This window comes from Microbacterium sp. K35 (genome assembly GCF_004794375.1).
Taxonomy (GTDB): domain Bacteria; phylum Actinomycetota; class Actinomycetes; order Actinomycetales; family Microbacteriaceae; genus Microbacterium; species Microbacterium sufflavum.
On record NZ_SSDM01000353.1, the window covers coordinates 1 to 5,611 of the forward strand.

The following is a 5,611-nucleotide window of genomic DNA, read 5'->3' on the forward strand; positions in this document are numbered from 1 at the left end:
CGGCACCGCCCACAGCGCGACAGCTGCGAGCACCGGGAAGAACGCGAACACGCCGGGCGCGGGGTGACGCACCCACAGCGGCAGCCGCGACGCGGTCGCCCACCAGCCCACGAAGGCGAGCGCCCCCACCAGAGCCGCGAGGGCGTAGGCGATCACGATCCGCTCCTCCGCGGTGGCCGAGCGCCAGCGCCGCACCACCCCCGCCACCACGAGCACGAGGGCGAGCGCGGCGGCGACCACGGCCAGCACCCCGGGCAGCGACCACGAGTCGGCCAGTGTGCCGAGCTTCTGCAGGACGGAGGTCGCCGCGTCGCCCTGTCCGCCGCTGCGCACGAACCGCACGAGCGCCCGCAGGTGCTCGACGAACCCGGCCGGCCCGAGCGACAGCAGTGCCGCGAGCTCCACGAGCGCGGTCGGCACCGCGACCAGCAGCAGCGGAAGCCACGCGCGGCGCAGCGTGTCGCGCAGCCGCGCCCAGCCCGTGCCGTCCGACAGCACCCACAGCGCGACCGCGAACGCCGGCAGCACCAGCAGCGCGATGAGCTTCGCCTGCACCGCGAGCCCCACCAGGAGCCCGGCCAGCCAGGCGCGGCGAGGAAGCACGACCAGGGCCCACACGATCAGGGCGGCCGCGGGGATCTCGCCCAGCAGATCGGCCGGCCCCTGGATGGGGGAGACACCGGCGCTCGCGGTGAACGCCAGCGGCACGGTCACGGCGAGCAGAGCCGCCCACCGTCCGGCGATCCGCCAGCCCAGCACGCCCAGCCCCGCCAGCAGCAGGATCCAGAACGCGAGCGGCACGAGTCGGGCGGCCAGCACCGGGTCCATCCCGGTCGCGAGGGTCGCGGCGACCGGGAGCAGCACGACGGGGCCGGTGGAGATCCGCGGGTCGAACGGCGTGATCGTCGAGCCGGACAGCGCGCCGTCGCTGGCGTAGCCGAGCCCGGCGAGCAGATTGCGCGGCACGGTCAGGTTGAACGCCTCGTCCTCCCAGAACCGCCACACCGTGAGACTGTGCCAGGCGAGGATCGCATGTCCCGCCAGCAGGGCGACCGCGGCCGCCCAGAACAGGATCGTGCGCGCCCGCGTCATCGGGCGACGGGCTCCGGGCGTCGCACGGCACGCAGCGGGGCGGACGGCCGCAGCGACAGCTCCCACGCCTCACCGAGCGCGGCGCGCACGAACAGGCGCAGGCGCTTGGGCGGCAGGGTCACGCCGGCGCCGCGACCCCACATGGTGCCCGAGGCGGACTCGCCGCGGCGCGGGATGCTGGCGACGCGGAGGTAGCGCACGCGGAAGCCCGCCCTGGCCTCGGCCAACGAGAAGTGCACGTGCGGCACGGTCGCCTCGGCCGGGACCGCGTCGAGCAGCACGCGCAGGGCATCGGGGCGGTAGGCGCGCAGCGGTGTGTTCACGTCGGGGATGCGGCGTCCGGCGGCGAGGGCGATCATCAGGCCGACCGCGCCGGTGAGGCTCTTGCGGTACCAGGGGTCGGTGCGGCCGTCGCGCACGCCGTGCACGACGTCGGCCTGCTCGGCCAGGAGCGCGCCGATCAGCCGCGGGAAGTCGCTGCCGAGGAACTGCCCGTCCCCGTCGACGTGCACCAGCACCTCGGGGTCGGCGGCGAGGCCGGCGCGGTAGGCGGCCAGGGCGGTCGGGCCGTGGCCGCGGTTCGCCGCCTGCACCTCGACCGTGGTGTCGGCGACACCGTCGAACACGGCCGCCGTGGTGTCGGTCGACCGGTCGTCGGCGATGTGGAACGAGACGGTGTCGGCGAGCGGGGCCACGGACGCGCGGATCTCGTCGACGAAGCCCTCGATGCCCTCCGCCTCGTTGTAGGCGGGCATGACGATGGCGAGATGGCGGAGAGTCACGGGGTCCTCGGATGGGGGTGGCGGGGCGCGGAGGCGTTCAGGAAGTAGCCTAGTTGAGCCATGAATCCTCCCTCACGACTGCGCCGCCTCGCCGGCGTCGGCAGCCGGTTCCTCGTCGTCGGTGCCGTCAGCACCCTGATCGAGGTCGGCGTCTTCAATCTTCTCGTCTACGTGTGGGGGTGGGACGTCGTCGCGGCCAAGATCGTCGCGTCCCTCGTCGCGCTGATCAACGCCTACATCGGCAACCGCGAATGGACGTTCCGGCACCGGGACCGCCGCGGCCGGGTCTCCGAGGTGATCCTGTTCCTGGCCGTGAACGCCGCGTGCACCGCCCTGGGCGCCGCCCTGGTGTGGGTGGGGGTGGAGGCCGTGGCCGGCATCCTCGGTCGTACCCCCGGCGCCATCGCCGTCAACGCCGTGAACCTCACGAGCATCGTGATCGTCGTGGTGCTGCGCTTCCTGCTCTACCACGGCGTGGTGTTCCGGGTCGCTCCGAAGAACTGACCCGCCGCCGCCTGCGCTCAGGCCCGCACCCTCGCGGGCTTCCCGGTGCGCGAGGTGCGGGTGCGGCCGCGCTTGGACGCATGCCGTCCGGCGTGCACCGGGGTGCCGTCGGACTCGTGCGTCGCGCCGTACGTGTAGGCGCCGTAGCCGTAGCTGTCCGGACCCTTGGTCGGGAGCATGGTCACCACGATGCCGAGCAGGGCGACACCGGCGGTCTCCAGCGCGCGGACCGCGCCGGACAGCTCCTGCTTCCTGGTCTTGCCCGACGCGGCGGCGAGGATGACCCCGCGCGTCTTGGCGCCGACCACCGCGGCATCGGTCACGAGCAGCAGCGGGGGCGCGTCGATCAGCACGTAGTCGAAGTACTCGCCCAGAGACGCGAGCACCTGGTCCATGGCGGCCGATCCGAGCAGCTCGCTCGGGTTCGGCGGCACCTGGCCGCTGGGCAGCAGGTAGAGGTCGCTGGTGCCCCACTTCTGCAGCGCATCGGCCACGTCCATGCGACCGATCAGCACGTCGGTCAGGCCCGCACCGCCCTCGATGCCCATGTAGTCCGCGACGCGGGGGAGGCGCAGGTCGCCGTCGACGAGCGCGACCCTGGCTCCGGTCTCCGCGAGCGCGATGGCCAGGTTGGCGGTGGTGGTGGACTTGCCCTCGCCGGGCCCGGCGCTGGAGACCACGAAGATGCGCGGACCGGCGTCGAGGTTCAGGAACTGGAGGTTCGTGCGGAGGCTGCGGAAGGACTCGGCGCGCGGGCTGCGCGGGTCGGCGTGCACGATCAGCGGACGCTTGGTCGCCTCCGGGTCGTACGCGATGCCGCCGAGCACGGGCCGCTCGGTGAGGGCCTCGATGTCGTGGAGCGTGTGGATGCGGTTGTCGAGCACGGTGCGCAGCATGGCCACCGCCACACCCAGGGCCAGTCCGATGATGCCGCCGAGGATGACCAGCAGCCGCACGTTCGGGCTGGTGGGGGCCGTCGGCACCTCGGCCGGCTCGGTCACGGTGATGCGCACGGGGCTCACGGCGTCTTCCACCGCCGGCTGCTCGAGCGTGTTCTGCACCGCGTCCTGGAAGCTCACGGCGACCGCGTTGGCGATCTCGGCCGCGCGTTCCGGGTCGCCGTCGGTCGCGCTCACGTCGATCAGCACCGTGTTCAGCGGGGTCGTGGCGGTGATGCGGCCGCTCAGCTCGGCGACGCTGTCGTCCAGGCCCAGCTCCTCGATCACGGGCTCGAGCACGAGCGCGGTGCCCACCACGTCGACGTAGCTGGTCACCATCTGGCGCGCGAACGTCGTCCCCTGCACGAGGTCACCGGTCGCGGCGCCCTCGGTGCGCACCGACACGTACAGCTGCGTCGAAGCGACGTACTTGGGCTGCTGGAGAGCCGCGTACCCGGCACCGCCCGCGAGGCCGAGGAGGAGCAGGACCAGGATGAGGATCCAGTTCCGGTGCAGGATGCGCACATAGTCGCGAAGTTCCACGCGGCAGATTCCTTCTGTTGCTGGGCGGCTCCCGGACGACGGTGAACCGCAGAGTCAAATCCCGTCATTCTCCCACAGCGCGGGCGCCGTGCCGGACGGAGCGTCAGCGTGGCGCCGCGGCGGCGTACGAGGTCTGGGCGTTGTGCTCCCTGCGACCGAGCGGGGCCTTGGTGAGCACGGTGCCGAGCACCCGGGCGTCGACGGCCTCGATGCTCTTCGCGGCGGCGGCGAGTCGTCCGGCCTGCGTCGCCCCGGCCGCCGCGATCAGGATCGCCCCGGTGGTCACCCGGGCGATCACGGCGGCGTCGGTCACGAGCAGCAGCGGAGGGGCGTCGATCACGACCACGTCGAACGCCTCGCCCGCCGCGTCGACGAGCTGCTGCATGGCGGGGGAGCCGAGCAGCTCCGCGGGGTTCGGCGGCAGGGAGCCGGCGGGCAGCAGGAACAGCGAGCTGCGGCCCCAGCGCTGCACCACGTCGTTCAGGCGCACGCGACCGGCGAGCACGTCGCTCAGTCCGATGCCGCCCTCGATCCCGAAGTAGTCGGCGACGCGCGGCAGCCGCAGGTCGGCGTCGATCAGGGCGACGCGGTGCCCGGCGTCGGCGAACGCGAGCGCGAGGTTGGCGGCGGTGGTCGACTTGCCCTCGCCCGGCCCGGAGCTGGTGACCACGAACACGCCCCTGCCGTCCTCGAACAGGAAGCGCACGTTGGTGCGGAGGCTGCGGTACGCCTCGGCGCGTGCGCTCTGCGGAACGGAGCTGACGGCCAGCGGGCGGTCGGCGGTGTCGGGGTCGAGCGGGATCCGCCCCAGGAGCGGGACGGGGAGGGCCGCCTGCACGTCGGCATCGGTGCGCACCCGCTGATCGAGCAGCGAGCGCAGCAGGGCGACCGCCAGGCCGACCGCGAGACCGACGAGCCCGCCGACCACGAGCATCAGCTGCGTGTTGGGCGCGACCGGTGTGGTGGGCACCTGGGCGGCCTGCAGTGTGACGATGTGGATGGTGTAGGAGGTCTCCTGCTCCCGCAGTTCGAGCGTGTCGGAGACCACGGCGGAGAAGCTCTCGGCGATGCCGTTCGCGATCCGTGCGGCCTGACCGGGGTTGGTGTCGCTGACCCGGATCGAGAGGATCGCGCTGTTGAGCTGGGCGGAGGCGTCGGCGGCGGCCGCGAGCTCGGCCCGGTCCACGTCGAGGCCGAGGTCGTCGATCACACGGTCGAGCACGATCGAGCTCGTCACGACGTCGCGGTAGGTCTGCACGACCTGGTTGGCGTAGCTCGTGGCGAGCGCGCGCTCGGTGGGGCTCGCGGTCTCGCCCAGCTGCACGGTGACCATGACCTCGGTGGTGGCCTGGTAGCGCTGCGGCGTGAGCATGGCGATCAGGGCGCCGACCGACACTCCGATCACGGCACCGGCCAGGATGATGACGAGCTGGCGGCGCAGGATCCGGAGATAGTCCTGGAACTGCATGGTTCTCCCGTGCTCGGTCGTGCGGATCGGGGGTATCGTCTCCTGAGACTACCCACTCCCCGAAGGGCAGCATGACGGCACTCCGCGATCTCTTCCCCGATGGTCCGCGCTCGGATCACCGCGCGGACGTCGTGCTCGACGACACCCACACCCGGTGGCGTCTGCGCGAGATGATCGGCGAACCGCGCCGCTCCGAGCCCGCACGGGCGCCGCTCGCGGACACCAGGGAGCTTGCGCGCATGGCGGAGGCCGCCGCGCGCACGGCCGTGCCGTTCACGGCGGAG

General features: G+C 72.9%; 6 protein-coding genes. 2 read left to right on the plus strand and 4 right to left on the minus strand.

The genetic code is table 11. From position 1 onward, the window contains the following. A partial coding sequence (locus DW299_RS14170) for a hypothetical protein (RefSeq protein WP_205814410.1) occupies positions 1-1,092 on the minus strand: 1,092 nt, incomplete at its 3' end. Beyond that, positions 1,089-1,874: a glycosyltransferase family 2 protein gene (locus tag DW299_RS14175; RefSeq protein ID WP_136036970.1), complete on the minus strand. Its 786-nt coding sequence runs from the start codon at positions 1,872-1,874 to the stop codon at positions 1,089-1,091. The genes DW299_RS14175 and DW299_RS14170, both read right to left, overlap by 4 nt. A gap of 60 nt (positions 1,875-1,934) precedes the next feature. Here DW299_RS14175 and DW299_RS14180 point away from each other — a divergent pair, with 60 nt between their 5' ends. Continuing rightward, positions 1,935-2,378, plus strand: coding sequence for a GtrA family protein (locus tag DW299_RS14180; protein WP_136028760.1), 444 nt, complete (start codon positions 1,935-1,937; stop codon positions 2,376-2,378). Between the two features lie 17 nt (positions 2,379-2,395). Here the strand turns inward: DW299_RS14180 and DW299_RS14185 are convergent, their stop codons facing one another. Together DW299_RS14185 and DW299_RS14190 are read right to left on the minus strand one after the other, a co-directional pair. Further along, positions 2,396-3,859, minus strand: coding sequence for a tyrosine-protein kinase domain-containing protein (locus tag DW299_RS14185; protein ID WP_136028759.1), 1,464 nt, complete (start codon positions 3,857-3,859; stop codon positions 2,396-2,398). 103 nt (positions 3,860-3,962) lie between these two features. Then, positions 3,963-5,327: a tyrosine-protein kinase domain-containing protein gene (locus DW299_RS14190; protein ID WP_136028758.1), complete on the minus strand. Its 1,365-nt coding sequence runs from the start codon at positions 5,325-5,327 to the stop codon at positions 3,963-3,965. A gap of 71 nt (positions 5,328-5,398) precedes the next feature. Here DW299_RS14190 and DW299_RS14195 point away from each other — a divergent pair. Next, positions 5,399-5,611 (plus strand): hypothetical protein (locus DW299_RS14195; RefSeq protein ID WP_136036971.1); only part of this gene is annotated, 213 nt, incomplete at its 3' end.

Bases quoted from the DNA above. Each gene is read 5' to 3' on its own strand.
- DW299_RS14190 (WP_136028758.1), bottom strand. From the start codon at position 5,327: ATGCAGTTCCAGGACTATCTCCGGATCCTGCGCCGCCAGCTCGTCATC.
- DW299_RS14180 (WP_136028760.1), top strand. From the start codon at position 1,935: ATGAATCCTCCCTCACGACTGCGCCGCCTCGCCGGCGTCGGCAGCCGG.